Here is a 19,470-nt window from a genome sequence, read left to right on the forward strand (position 1 = left end):
CGACAACAGTCAACTCAGACATAGCCAAACGAAAAGGCCCAGCCGCACGGTCGTGTGGCTGGGCCTTTTCAAGGCGCTCGCGACTTAGAACGGAATGTCGTCGTCGAAGCTGTCGTAGTCCGGGGCCGGCTGCTGGGCGGCCGGTTGCGGCGCCGGACGCGGCGCGGCCTGCTGCGGAGCCGGGCGCGACTGCTGCTGGCGCGGGGCGTAGTCGCCGCCGCCTTCGTTGTTGCCGCCGCGGCTGCCGAGCAGCTGCAGGGTGCCGTTCATGTCGACCACGATCTCGGTGGTGTAGCGCTTGACGCCGTCCTTCTCCCACTCGCGAGTCTGCAGGCGGCCTTCCACATAGCACTGCGAGCCCTTGCGCAGGTACTCGCCGGCGATCTCGGCGAGCTTGCCGAAGAACACCACGCGGTGCCATTCGGTGCGGTCCTGCTGCTGGCCGGTCTGCTTGTCCTTCCAGCTGTCGGTAGTGGCCAGGGTGATGTTGGTCACCGCGTTGCCATTGGGCAGATAACGGGTTTCCGGGTCGCCGCCGACGTTGCCGATCAGAATGACTTTGTTAACCCCACGGGCCATTTCGTTCTCCTAAGCTGAATGCGTCCCCGCGGCCTCTTCGAGCACTCGCTCGAGCAACGCGCGGTCCAGTTGTTGGGTATCCACTTTGATGTACAACGCGGCCTCCTCGGCCACCACGACGGCGTCGCTGACACCGGGTATCGCGAGGAGGCGCCCCACCAGCGCGCCATCGGCGACGGCTTCGGCCGCGAGGGGCCGGCGCAGGCTGGTCACATAAGGCGGCTCGCGCATAGTAGCAGCTGCCAGCAGCCAGAAAACCCCCAGCACCGCACAGCCGACGAACACCAGGGCGAGCCCGCCGTGCTGGTACAGCCAGCCGCCGAGAATGCCGCCCACGGCGGCGCCGAGGAACTGGCTGGTGGAGTAAACGCCCATCGCCGTGCCCTTGCCACCGGCCGGCGCCACCTTGCTCACCAGCGAGGGCAGCGAGGCCTCCAGCAGGTTGAAGGCGGTGAAGAACAGGATGAAGCCCAGCACCAGCGCCGTGAGGCTGTGGCCGAAGCCCCAGAAGTACAGCTCGCAGAGCACCAGCGCCGCCACCGCGCCGCACAGCACCCGCTTCATCCGGCGTTTCTTCTCGCCATAGATGATGAACGGCACCATGCCGAAGAAGCCGACCAGCAGGGCGCTGAGGTAGACCCACCAGTGCTCTTCCTTGGGCAGGCCACCCTGGTCCACCAGCGCCAGCGGCAGCACCACGAAGCTGGCCATGAGGATCGCGTGCAGCACGCCGATGCCCAGGTTCAGGCGCAGCAGCTCGCCGTTGCGCAGGGTCGGCAGCAGCGCCTGGCGCGCCACCCCGGACTCGCGGTGCTGCAGGGCGCTGGAGGCGCGCGGCACGAAGACAGCGATGATCAGCATGCCCACCAGCGCCATGCCGGCGGTGGCCCAGAACAACCCGGACAGGCCGAAGGCACGGGTCAGCAGCGGCCCGATCACCATGGCCACGGCGAACGACAGGCCGATGCTCATGCCGATCATGGCCATGGCCTTGGTCCGGTGCTGCTCGCGGGTCAGGTCCGACAGCAGCGCCATCACCGCCGCCGAGATGGCCCCGGCGCCCTGCAGCACGCGGCCAGCGATCACGCCCCAGATGGAGTCGGCATTGGCCGCCACCACAGCGCCAGCGGCGAACACCAGCAGGCCGAGGTAGATCACCGGCAGGCGGCCGATGCGGTCGGAGATCACACCGAAGGGAATCTGCAGCACAGCCTGGGTCAGACCGTAGGCGCCGATGGCCAGGCCGATCAGCGCCGGGGTCGCGCCGGCCAGGTCGGTGCCGTAGGTGGCCAGCACCGGCAGGACCATGAACATGCCCAGCATGCGGAAGGCGAACACCAGCGCCAGGCCACCGGCGGCGCGCGTTTCCCTGGCGCTCATGCGTTCGCTGTGCGGATCGTGCATGGAAAAACCCTGAACAAAGAGGCCGGCGATTCTATCAGTCATGACAGGGCCTGTAGACGTTTTGTCGGCATGCGCAGTCCGTACAGAACGTCGCACCGGGGGCCGCATTTTCGGCACCTCGGCGCTTTGCCGCGTGGCAGGGCGCGGCCGTATACTGCTTCGTTTCCGCCCGCCACCTGCGAGGCTGCAGTAGGGAGCCTCTAAAAGCGTTGGCGAGGCCGCCAGCGCAAGGCAAAAGCAGGCGAAACGTAGCGCAGCGGAGTAACAGCCATAGGCTGGCCCGCAGGGCGAACGTAGTGAGTCAGAAGCGCAGTTTACGAGTAGTAAATGAGCATTCTGAGCGTGCTTTTAACGCAGCGATGGCAACGCAGGTAGCTTTTAGAGGTTCCCTAAGTGGACAAGATTCTGATTCGTGGCGCCCGTACCCATAACCTGAAAAACATCGACCTGACCCTGCCGCGCGACAAGCTGATCGTGATCACCGGCCTGTCCGGCTCGGGTAAGTCGTCGCTGGCCTTCGATACCCTCTACGCCGAGGGCCAGCGCCGCTACGTCGAGTCCCTGTCGGCCTACGCCCGGCAGTTCCTGTCGATGATGGAGAAGCCCGACGTCGACACCATCGAAGGCCTGTCGCCGGCCATCTCCATCGAGCAGAAGTCGACCTCGCACAACCCGCGCTCGACCGTCGGCACCATCACCGAGATCTACGACTACCTGCGCCTGCTCTACGCCCGCGTCGGCATCCCGCGCTGCCCGGACCACGACGTGCCACTGGAGGCGCAGACCGTCAGCCAGATGGTCGACCAGGTGCTGGCCCTGCCCGAAGGCCGCAAGCTGATGCTGCTGGCCCCGGTGATCCGCGAGCGCAAGGGCGAGCACCTGGCGGTGTTCGACGAGCTGCGCGCCCAGGGCTTCGTCCGCGCCCGGGTCAACGGCAAGCTCTACGAACTGGATGAGCTGCCCAAGCTGGACAAGCAGAAGAAGCACTCCATCGACGTGGTGGTGGACCGCTTCAAGGTACGCGAGGACCTGCAGCAGCGCCTGGCCGAATCCTTCGAGACCGCCATCAACCTGGCCGACGGCATCGCCCTGGTCGCGCCCATGGACGATGAAGTCGGCGACGAGATCATTTTCTCCGCGCGCTTCGCCTGCCCGCATTGCGGCCACTCGATCAGCGAGCTGGAACCCAAGCTGTTCTCCTTCAACAACCCGGCCGGCGCCTGCCCGACCTGCGATGGCCTGGGCGTGAAGCAGTTCTTCGACGCCAAGCGCCTGGTCAACGGCGAGCTGACCCTGGCCGAGGGCGCCATCCGTGGCTGGGACCGGCGCAACGTCTACTACTTCCAGATGCTCGGCTCGCTGGCCGCGCACTACGGTTTCAGCCTGGAAGAGCCGTTCGACGACCTGGCCGCCGAACACCAGAAGGTCATCCTGTTCGGCAGCGGCAAGGAAAACGTCGACTTCAAGTACCTCAACGACCGCGGCGACATCGTCAAGCGCTCGCACCCGTTCGAGGGCATCATCCCCAACCTGGAACGACGCTACCGCGAGACCGAGTCGGCCACCGTGCGCGAGGAACTGGCCAAGTTCCTCAGCACCCAGCCCTGCCCGGACTGCCGCGGCACCCGCCTGCGCCGCGAGTCGCGCCACGTGTGGGTGGGCGACCGTACCCTGCCGGCCGTGACCGGGCTGCCGGTCGGCGATGCCTGCGACTACTTCGGCGGCATGCACCTGACCGGCCGTCGCGGCGAGATCGCCGAGAAGATCCTCAAGGAGATCCGCGAGCGCCTGCAGTTCCTGGTCAACGTCGGCCTCGACTACCTGACCCTGGATCGCAGCGCCGACACCCTGTCCGGTGGCGAGGCCCAGCGCATCCGCCTGGCCAGCCAGATCGGCGCCGGCCTGGTGGGCGTCATGTACATCCTCGACGAGCCCTCCATCGGCCTGCACCAGCGCGACAACGAGCGCCTGCTCGGCACCCTCACCCACCTGCGCAACCTGGGCAACACGGTGATCGTGGTCGAGCACGACGAGGACGCCATCCGCCTGGCCGACTACGTGGTCGACATCGGCCCCGGCGCCGGCGTGCACGGTGGCCGCGTGGTCGCCGAGGGCACCCCGGACGAGGTGATGAACCACCCCGACTCGCTGACCGGCAAGTACCTCTCCGGCCGCGAGAAGATCCGCTATCCGGCGAAGCGCACCGCCCGCGACAAGAAGAAGTCGCTGAAGCTCAAGGGCGCTCGCGGCAACAACCTGCGCAACGTCGACCTGGAGATTCCGGTCGGCCTGCTCACCTGCGTCACCGGCGTGTCCGGCTCGGGCAAGTCGACGCTGATCAACAACACCCTGTTCCCGCTGGCCGCCACCGCGCTGAACGGCGCCACCACCCTGGAAGCCGCCGCCCACGATTCGTTCGACGGCCTGCAGCACCTGGACAAGGTGGTCGACATCGACCAGAGCCCGATCGGCCGCACGCCACGCTCGAATCCCGCGACCTACACCGGCCTGTTCACCCCGATCCGCGAACTGTTCGCCGGCGTGCCGGAGTCGCGCTCGCGCGGCTATGGCCCGGGGCGCTTCAGCTTCAACGTCAAGGGCGGCCGCTGCGAAGCCTGCCAGGGCGACGGCGTCATCAAGGTGGAAATGCACTTCCTGCCAGACATCTACGTGCCGTGCGACGTGTGCAAGGGCAAGCGCTACAACCGCGAGACCCTGGAAGTGAAGTACAAGGGCAAGAGCATCACCGAGGTGCTCGACATGACCATCGAGGAAGCCCGCGAGTTCTTCGATGCCGTGCCGGCCCTGGCGCGCAAGCTGCAGACCCTGGTCGACGTCGGCCTGTCCTACATCAAGCTGGGCCAGAGCGCGACCACGCTGTCGGGCGGCGAGGCGCAGCGGGTCAAGCTGAGCCGCGAGCTGTCCAAGCGCGATACCGGCAAGACCCTGTATATCCTCGATGAACCTACGACAGGGCTGCACTTCGCCGATATCCAGCAACTGCTCGACGTGCTGCACCGCCTGCGCGACCACGGCAACACCGTGGTGGTGATCGAGCACAACCTGGACGTGATCAAGACTGCCGACTGGCTGGTCGACCTCGGCCCCGAGGGCGGCTCCAAGGGCGGCATGATCATCGCCACCGGCACGCCCGAGGAGGTCGCGGCGAACAAGGCGTCGCACACCGGCCACTTCCTCAAGCCGCTGCTGGAACGCGATCACGCCTGAAACGAAAAAGCCCCGCGGTTGCGGGGCTTTTCCTTGCTACGGGCCTCAGGCCGCCAGGTCGAAACGATCCAGGTTCATCACCTTGGTCCAGGCGGCGACGAAGTCCTCGAGGAACTTCGCCTCGCCAGCCGGGCCGGCATACACCTCGGCCACCGCGCGCAGCACCGAGTTGGAGCCGAACACCAGGTCGACGCGCGATCCGATCCACTTCACTTCGCCGGTCTGGCGATCACGGCCTTCGAACACCTGGCGATCCTCCGACACCGGCTTCCACGCCGTGCCCATGTCGAGCAGGTGAGTGAAGAAGTCGTTGCTCAGGCTACCAGGGCGCGAGGTGAACACCCCGGTCTGCTCGCCACCGACGTTGATGTTGATCGCCCGCAGGCCGCCGAGCAGTACCGTCAGCTCCGGTGCGGTCAGGGTCAGCAGCTGCGCCTTGTCGATCAGCAGCGCCTCGGCCGGTATCCGGTAACGACCCTTGAGGAAGTTGCGGAAACCGTCGGCGATGGGTTCGAGCACGGCCATGGCCTCGACGTCGGTCTGCTCCTGGGAAGCATCCATCCGCCCCGGGGCGAAGGGCACGCTCAGCTCATGGCCTGCGCTCTTCGCCGCCTGCTCGATGCCCGCCGAACCGGCCAGCACGATCAGGTCGGCCAGCGAGATTTTCTTGCCACCCGCCTGCGCCGCGTTGAACTCTCCCTGGATGCCTTCCAGCACCTGCAGCACGCTGGCCAGCTGTTCCGGCTGGTTGGCGGCCCAGTCCTTCTGCGGTGCCAGGCGGATGCGCGCACCATTGGCGCCGCCGCGCTTGTCCGAGCCGCGGAAGGTCGAGGCCGAAGCCCAGGCGGTGCCGACCAGTTCGGACACCGACAGGCCGGAGGCCAGCACCTTGGCCTTGAGCGCCGCGACGTCCTGCTCGTCGACCAGGGCATGGTCGACCGCCGGGATCGGGTCCTGCCAGATCAGCTCCTCGGCCGGGACTTCCGGGCCCAGGTAACGGGAGCGCGGCCCCATGTCGCGGTGGGTGAGCTTGAACCAGGCGCGGGCGAAGGCGTCGGCGAACTGATCGGGGTTCTCCATGAAGCGGCGGGAGATCTTCTCGTAGACGGGGTCGAAGCGCAGCGACAGATCGGTAGTCAGCATGGCCGGGGCGTGGCGCTTGGCGCCGTCGTGCGCATCCGGCACCGTGCCCTCGCCCATGCCGTGCTTGGGCTTCCACTGGTGCGCGCCGGCAGGGCTCTTGGTCAGTTCCCACTCGTAGCCGAACAGGTTCCAGAAGAAGTTGTTGCTCCACTTGGTCGGCGTGGTGGTCCAGGTCACTTCCAGGCCGCTGGTGATGGTGTCGCCACCCTTGCCGCTGCCGAACGCGTTACTCCAGCCCAGGCCCTGCTGCTCCAGGTCGGCGGCTTCCGGCTCGGCGCCCACATTGTCGGCCGGACCGGCACCGTGGGTCTTGCCGAAGGTGTGGCCGCCGGCGATCAGGGCCACGGTTTCCTCGTCGTTCATCGCCATGCGCGCGAAGGTCTCGCGAATGTCGTGGGCAGCGGCGATAGGGTCGGGATTGCCCTCCGGGCCTTCCGGGTTCACGTAGATCAGGCCCATCTGCACGGCGGCCAGCGGGTCTTCGAGGTTACGACCCTGGCTGTCGGTACGATCCTGTTCGTTGCCGTGCAACGCGGGCTCGGCCACCAGGGTGCCTTCGCCGCCCTTGCCGTAGCGCGCGTCGCCACCCAGCCAGGTGGTCTCGGTGCCCCAGTAGAGGTCCTGATCCGGCTCCCAGGTGTCTTCGCGGCCGCCAGCGAAGCCGAAGGTCTTGAAGCCCATCGACTCGAGGGCGACGTTACCGGTGAGGATCAGCAGGTCGGCCCAGGAGATGCTCTGGCCGTACTTCTGCTTGATCGGCCACAGCAGGCGGCGCGCCTTGTCCAGGCTGACGTTGTCCGGCCAGCTGTTGAGCGGGGCGAAGCGCTGCTGGCCACGGCCGGCGCCACCACGGCCGTCACCGGTACGGTAGGTGCCGGCGCTGTGCCAGGCCATGCGGATGAACAACGGGCCGTAGTGGCCGAAGTCGGCGGGCCACCAGTCCTGGGAATCGGTCATCAAGGCCTTGAGGTCCTGCTTCAGCGCATCCAGGTCGAGGCTGCCGAAGGCCTTGGCGTAATCGAATGTTTCCCCCAGCGGGTTGGACTTCGACGAATGCTGGCTCAGCAGGTCCACGCGCAGCTGGTTCGGCCACCAGTCGCGATTCGCCGTACCGCCACCGGCGGTGTGTTTGGGGATGGTGTCGCCCGAGAACGGGCACTTGCCTTCGCTCTTCTGCTCCATTTTTTCTTCTCCTCATCAGCCTTTGATCGGCTGGCCTCGTGGCCAGTGATGGGAAAAGTCTAGAAGAGAGCAGTCGATCCAACCAATTTATTGAGTCGAACAGATCGATAGCTTAAAGCTTTCATGTGGCAACAAAAAACCGGGCGCCAGGCCCGGTTTCTTGTACAGCAGAAACAGCTTATTCAGCAGCTTCTACGGCTTCGCCAGCGACCTGACGGTCAACCAGCTCGACGTACGCCATGGGGGCGTTGTCGCCAGCGCGGAAGCCGCACTTCAGGATGCGCAGGTAGCCGCCCTGACGGGTGGCGTAGCGCTTGCCCAGATCGTTGAACAGCTTGCCGACGATGGCTTTCGAACGGGTACGGTCGAAGGCCAGACGACGGTTGGCAACGCTGTCTACCTTGGCCAGGGTGATCAGCGGCTCGGCAACGCGGCGCAGTTCCTTGGCTTTCGGCAGGGTGGTCTTGATCAGTTCGTGTTCGAACAGCGACACCGCCATGTTCTGGAACATGGCCTTGCGGTGGGCGCTGGTGCGGCTCAGGTGACGGCCACTTTTACGATGACGCATGATTGAAATTCCTTACCAAACTTTCGGTTCGGTGATTACGGACGATCAGGCAGTAGCCTTGTCGTCCTTCTTCAGACTTGCCGGCGGCCAGTTGTCGAGGCGCATACCGAGGGACAGACCACGGGAGGCCAGAACGTCCTTGATCTCGGTCAGGGACTTCTTGCCCAGGTTCGGCGTCTTGAGCAGCTCTACTTCGGTGCGCTGGATCAGATCACCGATGTAGTAGATGTTCTCCGCCTTCAGGCAGTTGGCCGAACGTACGGTCAGCTCGAGGTCGTCGACCGGACGCAGGAGGATCGGATCGATCTCGTCTTCCTGCTCGACCACTACCGGCTCACTGTCGCCCTTCAGATCAACGAAGGCCGCCAGCTGGTGCTGGAGGATGGTCGCGGCACGACGGATGGCCTCTTCAGGGTCCAGGGTGCCGTTGGTTTCCAGGTCGATGACCAGCTTGTCCAGGTTGGTACGCTGCTCGACACGGGCGTTTTCCACCACGTAGGCAACACGACGGACCGGGCTGAACGAGGAGTCCAGTTGCAGACGACCGATGCTACGGCTTTCGTCTTCATCGCTCTGACGGGCATCAGCCGGCTCGTAGCCACGGCCACGACGCACGGTGAGTTTCATGTTCAGAGCGCCGTTGTCCGCCAGGTTGGCGATTACGTGATCGCCATTGACGATCTCGACGTCGTGATCCAGCTGGATATCGGCAGCAGTGACCACACCCGAGCCCTTCTTGGCCAGAGTCAGGGTGACTTCGTCACGACCGTGCAGCTTGATGGCCAGGCCTTTCAGGTTGAGCAGGATCTCGATCACATCTTCCTGCACACCTTCGATGGCGGAGTACTCGTGGAGTACGCCGTCGATCTCGGCCTCGACTACTGCACAGCCAGGCATGGAGGACAACAGGATGCGACGCAGCGCGTTGCCCAGGGTATGGCCAAAACCACGCTCGAGGGGCTCGAGGGTGATCTTGGCGCGGGTCGAACTGACCGCCTGAACGTCGATATGACGGGGGGTCAGGAACTCATTTACCGAAATCTGCATGGATGCACCTATTTTCTAGCCCTTACTTGGAGTAGAGCTCGACAATCAGGCTTTCGTTGATGTCGGAGGACAGATCGCCGCGAACCGGAACGCTTTTGAACACGCCGGATTTCTTCTCAGCATCTACTTCAACCCACTCAACGCGACCACGCTGGGCGCACAGGTCGAGAGCCTGGGCAACGCGCAGCTGGTTCTTGGCCTTTTCGCGAACCGCAACCACGTCACCAGCCTTGATCTGGTAGGACGGGACGTTCACGGTCGAACCGTTCACGGTGATGGCTTTGTGCGATACCAGCTGGCGGGATTCGGCGCGAGTGGCACCAAAGCCCATGCGGTAAACCACGTTGTCCAGGCGGCATTCCAGCAGTTGCAGCAGGTTCTCGCCGGTAGCGCCCTTGCGACGGGCAGCTTCCTTGTAGTAGCCACTGAACTGACGCTCCAGCACGCCGTAGATACGACGGACTTTCTGCTTCTCACGCAGCTGGGTACCGTAGTCGGACTGACGGCCACGGCGAGCGCCGTGCTGGCCGGGAGCCGCTTCGATGTTGCACTTGGATTCGAGCGCGCGCGCACCACTCTTCAGGAAGAGATCGGTGCCTTCACGACGAGACAGTTTGCACTTGGGACCAATGTAACGAGCCATTCTTCACTGTCTCCTATTACACGCGACGCTTCTTCGGCGGACGGCACCCGTTGTGCGGGATAGGCGTCACGTCGGTGATGCTGGCGATTTTGTAGCCGCAGGCGTTCAGAGCACGCACAGCGGATTCGCGACCCGGACCCGGGCCCTTGACGTTCACGTCGAGGTTCTTCAGGCCGTATTCCAGAGCAGCCTGACCGGCACGCTCGGCAGCCACCTGGGCAGCGAACGGGGTGCTCTTACGGGAACCGCGGAAACCGGAACCACCGGAGGTGGCCCAGGACAGGGCATTGCCCTGACGGTCGGTGATGGTCACGATGGTGTTATTGAAAGACGCGTGGATATGGGCGATCCCATCAACCACTGTCTTTTTGACTTTCTTACGAGTACGAGCAGCTGGCTTAGCCATGACTTATATCCTGTCGATTCGCGGGCGCAATTACTTGCGGATCGGCTTACGCGGGCCCTTGCGGGTGCGCGCGTTGGTCTTGGTGCGCTGACCGCGGACCGGCAGGCCACGGCGATGACGCAGACCGCGGTAGCAGCCCAGGTCCATCAGACGCTTGATCTTCATGTTGACTTCGCGACGCAGGTCACCTTCAGTGGTGAGCTTCGCGACTTCGCCACGCAGTTGCTCGATCTGCTCGTCAGAGAGATCCTTGATCTTTGCCGCCGGATTGACACCGGTGGTTGCGCAGATTTTCTGCGCAGTGGTGCGACCAACACCGTAGATGTAGGTCAGCGAGATAACAGTGTGCTTGTTATCCGGAATGTTGACGCCTGCAATACGGGCCATTCAGTGGAACTCCAATTGACAGCTACCCACGCCCTGGAAGCCAAGAAATAGGGCGCGCGATATTAGCGCTGTAATAACAAAGAATCAACCCGGCAGCGCACTAGCTGCCGGGCTCATTACGCGTGACTCACACTCAGCCTTGGCGCTGCTTGTGACGCGGCTCCGCGCTGCAGATCACGCGCACGACGCCGTCGCGACGGATGACCTTGCAGTTGCGGCACAGCTTCTTGACCGATGCACGAACTTTCATCAGTAACTCCTAGAACCTTACGGAAACCATGTCAGCGGAGCATTCCGCCGCCATAGCCCTTCAGGTTGGCTTTCTTCATCAGGGACTCGTACTGGTGAGACACGAGGTGGGATTGCACTTGGGCCATAAAGTCCATGACAACCACGACCACGATCAGCAACGAGGTCCCGCCAAGGTAGAACGGTACGTTGGCTGCCACCTGCAGGAACTGCGGGAGGAGGCAAACGGCCGTCATGTACAGAGCACCGAACATGGTCAAGCGGGTCAGCACGCCATCGATATAGCGCGCGGATTGCTCGCCCGGACGGATGCCCGGAATAAAGGCACCGGACTTCTTCAGGTTTTCCGCTACGTCTTTCGGGTTGAACATCAGCGCCGTGTAGAAGAAGCAGAAGAAGATGATCCCTGCACTAAACAGCAGAATGTTCAACGGCTGGCCGGGAGCGATCGCCTGCGAAATGTCCTGCAGCCAGCCCAGACCGTCGGACTGGCCGAACCAGGTCCCCAGCGAAGCCGGGAACAGCAGGATGCTGCTGGCGAAGATGGCCGGGATCACGCCCGCCATGTTCACCTTCAGCGGCAGGTGGCTGGTCTGCGCAGCGAAGACCTTGCGGCCCTGCTGACGCTTGGCGTAGTGCACCGCGATGCGACGCTGGCCACGCTCGATGAACACCACGAAACCGATGATCGCTACCGCCAGCAGACCGATGGCGATCAGGGCGAAGATGTTGATATCGCCCTGACGAGCAGACTCGAAGGACTGCCCGATCGCCGACGGCAAGCCGGCCACGATGCCCGCAAAGATCAGCATCGAGATACCGTTGCCGACACCCCGCTCGGTGATCTGCTCGCCCAGCCACATCATGAACATGGCGCCGGCCACGAAGGTCGTCACCGCCACGAAGTGGAAGCCGAAATCGCCCGAGAATGCGACGCCCTGGCTGGCCAGGCCGACGGACATGCCGACGGCCTGGACGATCGCCAGGACGAGAGTGCCGTAGCGGGTGTACTGGCTGATCTTGCGACGGCCAGCTTCCCCTTCCTTCTTCAACTGCTCCAGCTGCGGGCTGACGGCGGTCATCAGCTGCATGATGATCGAGGCCGAGATGTACGGCATGATCCCCAGTGCAAAGATGCTCATCCGCTCCAGCGCGCCGCCGGAAAACATGTTGAACAGGCTAAGAATGGTCCCCTCGTTCTGTCGGAACAGGTCGGCCAGCCGGTCAGGGTTGATTCCGGGCACCGGAATGTGCGCGCCGATCCGATAGACGATGATCGCCAGGAACAGGAAACGCAGTCGAGCCCAGAGCTCGGACAACCCGCCATTGCTTAGCGCGGAGAGAGCACCTTGCTTAGCCATTTAGTCCTCGAACTTACCGCCAGCTGCTTCGATGGCCGCACGCGCACCCTTGGTGGCGGCGATACCTTTCAGGGTGACCGCGCGACCAACCTCGCCGGACAGCATGACTTTCACACGCTGCACGTTCTGGTTGATGACGTTGGCATCCTTCAGCGACTGCAGGGATACGACGTCGCCTTCCACCTTGGCCAGCTCGGAGGTACGCACTTCGGCGCGATCCATGGCTTTCAGGGAAACGAAGCCGAACTTCGGCAGACGACGGTGCAGCGGCTGCTGGCCACCCTCGAAGCCCGGAGCGATGGAGCCACCGGTACGGGAGGTCTGACCTTTGTGGCCGCGGCCACCGGTCTTGCCCAGGCCGCTACCGATGCCACGGCCCGGACGGTGCTTCTCGCGACGGGCACCCGGCGCGGAACGCAGATCGTTCAGTTGCATGGATTAACCCTCTACACGCAGCAGGTAGTAAGCCTTGTTGATCATGCCGCGGTTTTCAGGAGTGTCCTGAACTTCCACGGAGTGACCAATGCGGCGCAGGCCCAGGCCCTTGACGCAAGCTTTGTGGTTGGCCAGACGGCCGTTGGTGCTCTTGATCAGAGTGACTTTGACGGTAGCCATGATCAGAGGATCTCCTCGACGCTCTTGCCACGCTTGGCAGCCACGGATTCCGGCGACTGCATGGCCTTCAGACCCTTGAAGGTGGCGTACACCACGTTCACCGGGTTGGTGGAGCCATAGCACTTGGCCAGAACGTTCTGCACGCCAGCCACTTCCAGCACGGCACGCATGGCGCCGCCGGCGATGATGCCGGTACCTTCGGAAGCCGGCTGCATGAACACGTGGGACGCGCCATGGACGGACTTCATCGGGTATTGCAGGGTGGTGCCGTTCAGGTCGACCTGAATCATGTTGCGACGTGCAGCTTCCATCGCCTTCTGGATGGCGGCCGGCACTTCGCGGGACTTGCCGCGGCCGAAACCGACGCGACCTTTACCATCACCCACCACGGTCAGCGCAGTGAAGGTGAAGATACGGCCACCCTTTACGGTCTTGGCAACGCGGTTAACCTGGACCAGCTTCTCGATGTAGCCTTCGCCCTGGGCATCGTCGCCACGATTGTCGCGATCGCGCTTTTGCTCGTGATTTGCCATAACTTAGAACTCCAGCCCGCCTTCACGAGCAGCATCAGCCAGCGCTTTCACACGGCCGTGGTACTTGAAGCCAGAACGGTCGAACGCCACCTGGGTGACGCCAGCGGCTTTCGCGCGCTCGGCAACCAGTTGACCGACTTTCTTGGCCGCGTCGACGTTGCCGGTGGCGCCGTCACGCAGTTCTTTGTCCAGGGTCGAGGCGCTGGCCAGAACCTTGGCGCCGTCGGCCGAAATGACCTGGGCGTAGATGTGCTGGGAAGAGCGGTACACGCTGAGGCGTACGGTTTCCAGCTCGCGCATTTTCAGGCGTGCCTTGCGAGCGCGACGCAGACGAGTTTCTTTCTTTTCGCTCATTTGCTATGCCCTACTTCTTCTTAGCTTCTTTGCGACGTACGACTTCGTCGGAATAACGCACACCTTTGCCTTTGTACGGCTCAGGACGACGGAAGTCGCGGATCTCCGCAGCCACCTGACCAACCAGCTGCTTGTCGATGCCCTTGATCAGGATATCGGTCTGGCTGGGGGTTTCGGCGGTAACGCCCTGCGGCAGTTCGTAGTCGATCGGATGGGAGAAGCCCAGCGCGAGGTTCAGCACCTGGCCCTTGGCCTGGGCCTTGTAGCCCACACCGACCAGCTGCAGCTTGCGCTCGAAGCCTTGGCTCACGCCAATGACCATGTTGTTGACCAGTGCACGAGTGGTACCGGCCATGGCACGATTCTGCTGATCGCCATTGCGGGCGGCAAAACGCAGCTCACCGGCGTCCTGGATGACTTCCACGGACGAGTGCACGTTCAGTTCGAGGGAGCCCTTGGCACCCTTGATCGAAAGCTGTTGGCCTGCGAGTTTGACCTCGACACCAGCCGGCAGCTTGACGGGGTTCTTAGCAACGCGAGACATGCTTATCCCCCCTTAGAACACGGTGCAGAGCACTTCACCGCCGACACCGGCAGCGCGTGCAGCGCGATCAGTCATCACACCTTTGTTGGTGGAGACGATGGAAACGCCCAGACCGCCGCGAACTTTCGGCAGCTGATCGACAGGCTTGTACTGGCGCAGGCCAGGACGGCTGATGCGTTTCACTTCCTCGATGACCGGACGGCCCTCGAAGTACTTCAGCTCGATGGACAGCTGCGGCTTGGCGTCGCTGCTGACCTGGTATCCCGCGATGTAACCTTCATTCTTCAGAACGTTGGCTACTGCCACCTTCAGCTTGGAAGACGGCATGCTTACTACCGACTTTTCAGCCATCTGGGCATTACGGATACGAGTTAGCATGTCCGCTAACGGGTCCTGCATACTCATGGGCTAGATGCTCCTGATACAAAAAGAACAGCCTTTCGGCTGGAACCATCCTCGAGCTCGGCAAATGCCAGGCTCAGGAGAGCCGGACATTCTAGAGATCGATCAAAAATGAATCAAGCCCCAAAAGGGGCTTGATCGATAAAACAAAGCCGGCGCTAGGCCGGCTTCGCTTTTTCTTACCAGCTGGCTTTCACCAGACCCGGCACATCACCGCGCATCGCAGCTTCGCGCAGCTTGTTACGGCCGAGGCCGAACTTGCGGTACACGCCGTGCGGACGGCCGGTGATGCGGCAACGGTTACGCAGGCGGCTGGCGCTGGCGTCACGCGGTTGCTTTTGCAGGGCGATCTGGGCTTCCCAACGCTGCTCCGGAGTGGAGTTCGGGTTGGCGATGACAGCTTTCAGCTCGGCACGCTTCTTGGCGTACTTGGCTACCGTTTGCTGACGCTTCAGCTCACGGTTCTTCATGCTCATTTTGGCCATGATCCAAACTCCAATCAGTTGCGGAACGGGAAGTTGAAGGCACGCAGCAGAGCGCGACCTTCATCGTCCGTACGGGCAGTGGTGGTCAGGGTGATGTCCAGACCACGCAGCGCATCGATCTTGTCGTAATCGATTTCCGGGAAGATGATCTGCTCTTTGACACCCATGCTGTAGTTGCCACGACCATCGAAGGACTTGGCATTCAGGCCGCGGAAGTCACGCACGCGCGGCAGGGAGATGGAGAGCAGGCGATCCAGGAACTCGTACATACGATCGCGACGCAGAGTCACCTTGACACCGATCGGCCAGCCCTCACGAACCTTGAAGCCGGCAATGGACTTGCGGGCGAAGGTCACGACGGGCTTTTGACCGGTGATCTTTTCCAGGTCGGCAACGGCGTTCTCGATGATCTTCTTGTCACCGATCGCTTCGCCAAGACCCATGTTCAGGGTGATTTTGGTAACGCGCGGAACTTCCATCACGTTGGCCAGCTGCAGTTCTTCCTTCAGCTTGGGCGCGATTTCCTTCCGGTAAATCTCTTTCAGTCGTGCCATGGTGTTTTACCTATGATTCTCAAGCGCCAACCGGCTTTTGGGTGGACTTGAAGACACGAATTTTCTTGCCGTCTTCGACTTTGAAGCCAACGCGGTCAGCCTTGTTGGTTTCACCGTTGAAGATGGCGACGTTGGAAACGTGCAGCGGCGCCTCTTTCTCGACGATACCGCCCTGAACACCAGCCATCGGGTTCGGTTTGGTATGACGCTTGACGAGGTTGATGCCGCCGACGATCAGACGATCGTCAGCCAGCACTTTCAGCACCTTGCCACGCTTGCCCTTGTCTTTGCCGGCGATGACGATGATCTCGTCGTCACGACGAATCTTTTGCATGACGGCTTCTCCTTACAGCACTTCGGGGGCGAGCGAGACGATCTTCATGAACTTCTCGGAACGCAGTTCACGAGTCACCGGCCCGAAGATACGGGTGCCGATCGGCTCTTGCTTGTTGTTCAGCAGAACAGCAGCGTTGCCGTCGAAGCGGATGATCGAGCCATCGGCACGGCGCACGCCGTGACGGGTACGGACCACGACAGCGGTCATTACCTGGCCTTTCTTCACCTTGCCGCGCGGAATCGCTTCCTTCACGGTGACCTTGATGATGTCGCCGATACCGGCGTAACGACGGTGCGAACCACCAAGGACCTTGATGCACATAACGCGACGAGCACCGCTGTTGTCAGCGACGTCGAGCATGGATTGAGTCTGAATCATATCTTTCTCCGACCCTTAGTCCTTAGACTTCCACGGCACGTTCGACGACTTCCACCAGGGCCCAGGACTTGGTCTTGGCCAGCGGACGGGTCTCACGGATGGTGACCTTGTCGCCGATTTTGCACTGGTTGGTTTCGTCGTGGGCGTGCAGCTTGGTCGAACGCTTCACGTACTTACCGTAGATCGGGTGCTTGACGCGGCGCTCGATCAGAACGGTGATGGTCTTGTCCATTTTGTCGCTGACGACGCGGCCAGTCAGCGTGCGGACGGTTTTCTCAGCTTCAGCCATGATCACTTACCTGCCTGCTGGTTGAGCACAGTCTTCACGCGAGCGATGTCGCGCTTCACTTGCGAGAGCAGGTGAGACTGCCCCAACTGACCAGTTGCCTTCTGCATGCGCAGATTGAACTGGTCGCGCAGCAGACCGAGCAGTTGCTCGTTCAGCTGCTGAACCGATTTTTCACGGAGTTCTTTCGCTTTCATCACATCACCGTCCGCTTAACAAAGGAGGTGGCGAGGGGCAGCTTTGCAGCAGCCAGGGCGAAAGCCTCACGCGCCAGCTCTTCCGGAACACCTTCGATCTCGTACAGCACCTTGCCCGGCTGGATCTGAGCTACCCAGTACTCGACGCCACCCTTACCTTTACCCATCCGCACTTCGAGGGGCTTTTTGGTAACTGGCTTGTCCGGGAAGACACGGATCCAGATCTTACCGCCACGCTTAACGTGACGAGTCAGGGCACGACGGGCCGATTCGATCTGACGAGCAGTCAGGCGACCACGGGAAACAGCTTTCAGGGCGAATTCGCCGAAGCTGACCTTGCTACCGCGATGGGCCAGACCACGGTTGTGGCCGGTCATCTGCTTGCGGAATTTTGTACGCTTGGGTTGCAACATGTTGCGTACTCCTTACTTAGCAGCTTTCTTGCGAGGCGCCGGGGCGACAGGCTTCAGCTCTTCTTGGCGGCCACCGATGACCTCGCCCTTGAAGATCCAAACCTTCACACCGATCACACCGTAGGTGGTGTGCGCTTCGTAGGTGGCGTAATCGATATCGGCACGCAGGGTGTGCAGGGGCACACGACCTTCGCGGTACCACTCGGTACGGGCGATTTCCGCGCCGCCGAGACGACCACTCACCTGGATCTTGATGCCCTTGGCACCAATACGCATGGCGTTCTGTACGGCGCGCTTCATGGCGCGACGGAACATGACGCGGCGTTCCAGCTGCTGAGCAACGCTCTGAGCTACCAGCATACCGTCGAGCTCCGGCTTGCGGATCTCTTCGATGTTGATGTGCACCGGCACACCCATTTGCTTGGTCAGGTCCTGACGCAGCTTCTCAACATCTTCACCTTTCTTGCCGATCACGATGCCAGGACGAGCGGTGTGGATGGTGATGCGTGCGGTTTGAGCCGGGCGAGCGATGTCGATACGGCTTACGGACGCGCTTTTTAGTTTGTCTTGGAGGTACTCACGCACCTTCAGGTCGGCAAACAGATAATCAGCGTATTGACGCTTGTCTGCGTACCAGACGGAGGTGTGCTCCTTGACGATTCCCAGGCGGATGCCAACGGGATGTACTTTCTGACCCATCTGATCGACTCCGTTACTTGTCCGCAACCTTGACAGTGATATGGCAAGACCGCTTGACGATGCGATCAGCACGGCCTTTGGCACGCGGCATGATGCGCTTAAGCGAACGCCCCTCGTTGACGAAAACGGTGCTGACCTTCAGGTCATCAACGTCTGCGCCTTCGTTGTGCTCGGCGTTGGCCACGGCCGACTCCAGCACTTTCTTGATGATCTCGGCGGCTTTCTTCGAGCTGAAAGCCAGCAGGTTGAGCGCTTCGCCCACCTTCTTCCCGCGGATCTGGTCGGCGACCAAGCGGGCTTTCTGGGCGGAGATTCGAGCGCCCGACAGCTTAGCGGCTACTTCCATCGTTCCTTACCCCTTAACGCTTGGCTTTCTTGTCCGCAGCGTGCCCACGATAAGTGCGGGTACCAGCGAACTCGCCGAGTTTGTGGCCGACCATGTCTTCGTTCACGAGGACCGGGACATGTTGACGACCGTTATGCACAGCGATGGTCAGACCGACCATCTGCGGCAGAATGATGGAGCGACGCGACCAGGTTTTAACCGGCTTGCGATCGTTCTTTTCCACCGCCACTTCGATCTTCTTCAGTAGGTGAAGATCGATAAAAGGACCTTTTTTCAGAGAACGCGGCACTGTCGTATCCCTCTAATTACTTACGGCGGCGGACGATCATGTTGTCGGTACGCTTGTTCGCACGAGTCTTGGCACCCTTGGTCGGGAAGCCCCACGGCGAAACAGGGTGACGACCACCGGAGGTACGACCCTCACCACCACCATGCGGGTGATCGACCGGGTTCATGGCAACACCACGAACGGTCGGGCGAACGCCGCGCCAACGCTTGGCACCGGCTTTACCCAGGGAACGCAGGCTGTGCTCGGAGTTGGAAACCTCACCCAGAGTCGCACGGCACTCGGACAGTACCTTGCGCATCTCGCCGGAGCGCAGACGCAGGGTGACGTAGGCACCTTCACGAGCTACCAGCTGGGCGGAAGCACCAGCGGAGCGAACCAGCTGAGCGCCTTTACCCGGCTTCAGTTCGATCGCATGAATGGTCGAACCGACAGGGATGTTGCGCAGCGGCAGGCTGTTACCGGCCTTGATCGGAGCAGCGGCACCGGATACCAGTTGATCGCCAGCGCTCACGCCTTTCGGCGCGATGATGTAGCGACGCTCACCGTCGGCATATTTCAGCAGAGCGATGTGGGCGGTACGGTTCGGATCGTATTCCACGCGCTCGACGACGGCAGGGATGCCATCCTTGTTGCGGCGGAAGTCGACCAGACGATAGTGCTGCTTGTGGCCACCGCCGATGTGGCGAGTGGTGATACGACCGTTGTTGTTACGGCCGCCAGTTTTCGACTTCTTCTCGAGCAGCGGAGCATGAGGAGCGCCTTTGTGCAGCTCCTGATTGACCACTTTGACCACGAAACGGCGGCCAGCGGAAGTCGGTTTGCATTTAACGATTGCCATGAT

Annotated in this window: 28 protein-coding genes; 1 reads left to right on the top strand and 27 read right to left on the bottom strand. The window is 62.2% G+C overall.

Annotated elements, in window-relative coordinates:
• Window positions 1–84: 84 nt before the first annotated feature.
• A complete protein-coding gene (locus N5D30_RS23525; protein WP_220811380.1) occupies window positions 85–579 on the bottom strand; it encodes a single-stranded DNA-binding protein in 495 nt (164 codons plus the stop codon).
• A 9-nt stretch (window positions 580–588) separates the two neighbouring features.
• Complete coding sequence (locus N5D30_RS23530) at window positions 589–1,983, bottom strand: MFS transporter (protein WP_279904254.1); 1,395 nt, start codon at window positions 1,981–1,983, stop codon at window positions 589–591.
• A 393-nt stretch (window positions 1,984–2,376) separates the two neighbouring features.
• Here N5D30_RS23530 and uvrA point away from each other — a divergent pair, with 393 nt between their 5' ends.
• Window positions 2,377–5,211 carry an excinuclease ABC subunit UvrA gene (gene uvrA, locus N5D30_RS23535; protein ID WP_279904255.1) on the top strand — a complete coding sequence of 945 codons (2,835 nt, stop codon included), beginning with the start codon at window positions 2,377–2,379 and terminating at the stop codon, window positions 5,209–5,211.
• 45 nt (window positions 5,212–5,256) lie between these two features.
• Here uvrA and katG read toward each other — a convergent pair whose 3' ends face one another.
• The 25 genes from katG to rplB form a co-directional block, all read right to left on the bottom strand.
• The gene (gene katG / locus N5D30_RS23540; protein WP_279910940.1) at window positions 5,257–7,536 is read right to left on the bottom strand and encodes a catalase/peroxidase HPI; all 2,280 of its coding nucleotides are present in this window, start codon (window positions 7,534–7,536) and stop codon (window positions 5,257–5,259) included.
• A gap of 178 nt (window positions 7,537–7,714) precedes the next feature.
• Window positions 7,715–8,104, bottom strand: coding sequence for a 50S ribosomal protein L17 (gene rplQ / locus N5D30_RS23545; RefSeq protein ID WP_021702687.1), 390 nt, complete (start codon window positions 8,102–8,104; stop codon window positions 7,715–7,717).
• A gap of 45 nt (window positions 8,105–8,149) precedes the next feature.
• Window positions 8,150–9,151, bottom strand: a complete 1,002-nt coding sequence (gene rpoA, locus N5D30_RS23550; RefSeq protein ID WP_043310325.1) for a DNA-directed RNA polymerase subunit alpha — start codon at window positions 9,149–9,151, stop codon at window positions 8,150–8,152.
• Between the two features lie 22 nt (window positions 9,152–9,173).
• Window positions 9,174–9,794, bottom strand: a complete 621-nt coding sequence (gene rpsD / locus N5D30_RS23555; RefSeq protein WP_220811376.1) for a 30S ribosomal protein S4 — start codon at window positions 9,792–9,794, stop codon at window positions 9,174–9,176.
• A 16-nt stretch (window positions 9,795–9,810) separates the two neighbouring features.
• The gene (gene rpsK, locus N5D30_RS23560; RefSeq protein ID WP_021702690.1) at window positions 9,811–10,200 is read right to left on the bottom strand and encodes a 30S ribosomal protein S11; all 390 of its coding nucleotides are present in this window, start codon (window positions 10,198–10,200) and stop codon (window positions 9,811–9,813) included.
• Window positions 10,201–10,230: 30 nt separating this feature from the next.
• Window positions 10,231–10,587 (bottom strand): 30S ribosomal protein S13, encoded by a 357-nt coding sequence (gene rpsM / locus N5D30_RS23565; RefSeq protein WP_220811375.1) that lies wholly within the window; start codon window positions 10,585–10,587, stop codon window positions 10,231–10,233.
• Between the two features lie 133 nt (window positions 10,588–10,720).
• Window positions 10,721–10,837 (bottom strand): 50S ribosomal protein L36, encoded by a 117-nt coding sequence (rpmJ, locus tag N5D30_RS23570; protein ID WP_043217073.1) that lies wholly within the window; start codon window positions 10,835–10,837, stop codon window positions 10,721–10,723.
• A 31-nt stretch (window positions 10,838–10,868) separates the two neighbouring features.
• Window positions 10,869–12,197, bottom strand: coding sequence for a preprotein translocase subunit SecY (secY, locus tag N5D30_RS23575; protein WP_220811374.1), 1,329 nt, complete (start codon window positions 12,195–12,197; stop codon window positions 10,869–10,871).
• Entirely contained in the window at window positions 12,198–12,632 is a 435-nt protein-coding gene (rplO, locus tag N5D30_RS23580; protein ID WP_220811373.1) for a 50S ribosomal protein L15, read from the bottom strand.
• Between the two features lie 3 nt (window positions 12,633–12,635).
• Window positions 12,636–12,812 (bottom strand): 50S ribosomal protein L30, encoded by a 177-nt coding sequence (gene rpmD, locus N5D30_RS23585; protein WP_021702694.1) that lies wholly within the window; start codon window positions 12,810–12,812, stop codon window positions 12,636–12,638.
• 2 nt (window positions 12,813–12,814) lie between these two features.
• Window positions 12,815–13,345 carry a 30S ribosomal protein S5 gene (rpsE, locus tag N5D30_RS23590; protein WP_076426758.1) on the bottom strand — a complete coding sequence of 177 codons (531 nt, stop codon included), beginning with the start codon at window positions 13,343–13,345 and terminating at the stop codon, window positions 12,815–12,817.
• A 3-nt stretch (window positions 13,346–13,348) separates the two neighbouring features.
• On the bottom strand, window positions 13,349–13,699 hold the full coding sequence (rplR, locus tag N5D30_RS23595) for a 50S ribosomal protein L18 (RefSeq protein WP_021702696.1): 351 nt from the start codon (window positions 13,697–13,699) through the stop codon (window positions 13,349–13,351).
• A gap of 10 nt (window positions 13,700–13,709) precedes the next feature.
• Complete coding sequence (rplF, locus tag N5D30_RS23600) at window positions 13,710–14,243, bottom strand: 50S ribosomal protein L6 (RefSeq protein WP_137975148.1); 534 nt, start codon at window positions 14,241–14,243, stop codon at window positions 13,710–13,712.
• Between the two features lie 12 nt (window positions 14,244–14,255).
• The gene (rpsH, locus tag N5D30_RS23605) at window positions 14,256–14,648 is read right to left on the bottom strand and encodes a 30S ribosomal protein S8 (RefSeq protein ID WP_220811372.1); all 393 of its coding nucleotides are present in this window, start codon (window positions 14,646–14,648) and stop codon (window positions 14,256–14,258) included.
• A 176-nt stretch (window positions 14,649–14,824) separates the two neighbouring features.
• Entirely contained in the window at window positions 14,825–15,130 is a 306-nt protein-coding gene (rpsN, locus tag N5D30_RS23610) for a 30S ribosomal protein S14 (protein ID WP_220811371.1), read from the bottom strand.
• A gap of 14 nt (window positions 15,131–15,144) precedes the next feature.
• Window positions 15,145–15,684: a 50S ribosomal protein L5 gene (gene rplE, locus N5D30_RS23615; RefSeq protein ID WP_110683341.1), complete on the bottom strand. Its 540-nt coding sequence runs from the start codon at window positions 15,682–15,684 to the stop codon at window positions 15,145–15,147.
• Between the two features lie 19 nt (window positions 15,685–15,703).
• Window positions 15,704–16,018 (bottom strand): 50S ribosomal protein L24, encoded by a 315-nt coding sequence (rplX, locus tag N5D30_RS23620; protein ID WP_021702701.1) that lies wholly within the window; start codon window positions 16,016–16,018, stop codon window positions 15,704–15,706.
• Between the two features lie 12 nt (window positions 16,019–16,030).
• Window positions 16,031–16,399 carry a 50S ribosomal protein L14 gene (rplN, locus tag N5D30_RS23625; protein WP_003243907.1) on the bottom strand — a complete coding sequence of 123 codons (369 nt, stop codon included), beginning with the start codon at window positions 16,397–16,399 and terminating at the stop codon, window positions 16,031–16,033.
• A 22-nt stretch (window positions 16,400–16,421) separates the two neighbouring features.
• Complete coding sequence (gene rpsQ, locus N5D30_RS23630) at window positions 16,422–16,688, bottom strand: 30S ribosomal protein S17 (RefSeq protein ID WP_187807876.1); 267 nt, start codon at window positions 16,686–16,688, stop codon at window positions 16,422–16,424.
• A gap of 2 nt (window positions 16,689–16,690) precedes the next feature.
• A complete protein-coding gene (rpmC, locus tag N5D30_RS23635) occupies window positions 16,691–16,882 on the bottom strand; it encodes a 50S ribosomal protein L29 (protein ID WP_021702703.1) in 192 nt (63 codons plus the stop codon).
• The gene (gene rplP / locus N5D30_RS23640) at window positions 16,882–17,295 is read right to left on the bottom strand and encodes a 50S ribosomal protein L16 (protein ID WP_043310310.1); all 414 of its coding nucleotides are present in this window, start codon (window positions 17,293–17,295) and stop codon (window positions 16,882–16,884) included. Before rplP ends, rpmC begins: the two co-directional genes overlap by 1 nt.
• A gap of 12 nt (window positions 17,296–17,307) precedes the next feature.
• A complete protein-coding gene (gene rpsC / locus N5D30_RS23645; protein WP_220811370.1) occupies window positions 17,308–17,994 on the bottom strand; it encodes a 30S ribosomal protein S3 in 687 nt (228 codons plus the stop codon).
• Window positions 17,995–18,007: 13 nt separating this feature from the next.
• On the bottom strand, window positions 18,008–18,340 hold the full coding sequence (rplV, locus tag N5D30_RS23650) for a 50S ribosomal protein L22 (protein WP_003210077.1): 333 nt from the start codon (window positions 18,338–18,340) through the stop codon (window positions 18,008–18,010).
• 13 nt (window positions 18,341–18,353) lie between these two features.
• Window positions 18,354–18,629 carry a 30S ribosomal protein S19 gene (gene rpsS / locus N5D30_RS23655; protein WP_003448728.1) on the bottom strand — a complete coding sequence of 92 codons (276 nt, stop codon included), beginning with the start codon at window positions 18,627–18,629 and terminating at the stop codon, window positions 18,354–18,356.
• A gap of 16 nt (window positions 18,630–18,645) precedes the next feature.
• Complete coding sequence (gene rplB / locus N5D30_RS23660) at window positions 18,646–19,467, bottom strand: 50S ribosomal protein L2 (RefSeq protein ID WP_220811369.1); 822 nt, start codon at window positions 19,465–19,467, stop codon at window positions 18,646–18,648.
• Between the last annotated feature and the right edge of the window lie 3 nt (window positions 19,468–19,470).

The sequence above is a fragment of the Pseudomonas sp. GD03875 genome (assembly GCF_029840585.1).
GTDB lineage: Bacteria > Pseudomonadota > Gammaproteobacteria > Pseudomonadales > Pseudomonadaceae > Aquipseudomonas > Aquipseudomonas paralcaligenes.